The following is a 1342-nucleotide window of genomic DNA, read 5'->3' on the forward strand; positions in this document are numbered from 1 at the left end:
TGGGTGGATGGCGGCGTTGACCGGGCGGTCGCCGATGAAGTCTCCGGGTGCGCCGGCGCTTCGGCGGGAGGTTCAGCGCCAGTTCTGGCAGGCGATTGCGAAGGGGTTGCTTGCTGAGGAGGCGGCAGCTGCGGTTGGCGTATCCCAGGCGGCGGGTGGCAGGTGGTTTCGGCACGGTGGCGGTATGCCACCGATGGATCTTGCCCCGCCCTCCGGCCGGTACCTGTCCTTCCACGAGCGTGAAGAGATCGCGATCCTGAAAGCGCAGGGCGTCGGCGTTCGCGAGACCGCGCGACGCCTCGGCCGCGCCCCGTCGACGATCTCCCGGGAGCTGCGGCGCAACGCCGCAACCCGAGGCGGCCGTCTGGAGTACCGGGCCTCGGTCGCGCAGTGGAAGGCGGACCTCGTGGCCCAGCGTCCGAGGACAGCGAAGCTGGCTGCGAACGATCGGCTGCGAAACTACGTACAGGAAAGGCTTTCAGGCCAGGTCAGCCGCTTGGACGGGACGGCCCTGGGGCCGCAGGCCGCACCGTGGAAGGGGCGGAACAAGCCGCACCGCGGCGACCGCCGCTGGGCCACAGCATGGAGCCCGGAGCAGATCGCGAACCGGCTGAAGGCCGACTTCCCCGATGATGAGTCCATGCGCATCTCGCACGAGGCGATCTACCAGTCTCTGTTCATCGAAGGCCGTGGAGCGCTCAAGCGTGAGGTCGTCGCCTGCCTGCGTACCGGCAGGGCTCTGCGAGTGCCCCGGGCCCGGGCCAAGCGGAAGGCGTGGGCGCACGTCACGCCCGAGGTATTGATCAGCGAACGGCCGGCCGAGGCCGACGACCGCGCCGTGCCGGGACACTGGGAGGGCGACCTCCTGATCGGACTCGAGCGGTCGGCGATCGGCACACTGGTCGAGCGCACGACCCGGTTCACGGTGCTCGTCCACCTGCCCCGCCAGGACGGCTACGGTATCGTTCCCCGCACCAAGAACGGTCCACCGCTGGCCGGTTACGGCGCTGTGACCATGAAGGACGCGCTTGCAACGACGATCGGCAGCCTGCCCGAGCAGCTGTGGCGGTCGTTGACCTGGGGCCGTGGCAAGGAGCTCTCGGCGCACGCCCAGTTCACCATCGAGACCGGCGTTCCGGTCTACTTCGCCGACCCGCACAGCCCGTGGCAGCGCGGTACCAACGAGAACACGAACGGTCTGCTGCGGCAGTACTTCCCGAAGGGCACCGACCTGTCCCGATGGGCGGCTGAGGATATCGAAGCGGTCGCCGCCACGCTCAACAGCAGACCCCGCAAGAGCCTCGGTTGGAAGACACCTGCCGAAGCCCTCAACGAGCACCTA

At 68.9% G+C, this 1342-nt stretch carries 1 protein-coding gene; it reads left to right on the forward strand.

The annotated features are described in order from the left end of the window. Nucleotides 1-7: 7 nt before the first annotated feature. Nucleotides 8-1342 (forward strand): IS30 family transposase (locus AC2TEW_RS39010; RefSeq protein WP_484627856.1); only part of this gene is annotated, 1335 nt, incomplete at its 3' end.

Source organism: Kitasatospora sp. NEAU-CNBT7 (assembly GCF_057220535.1).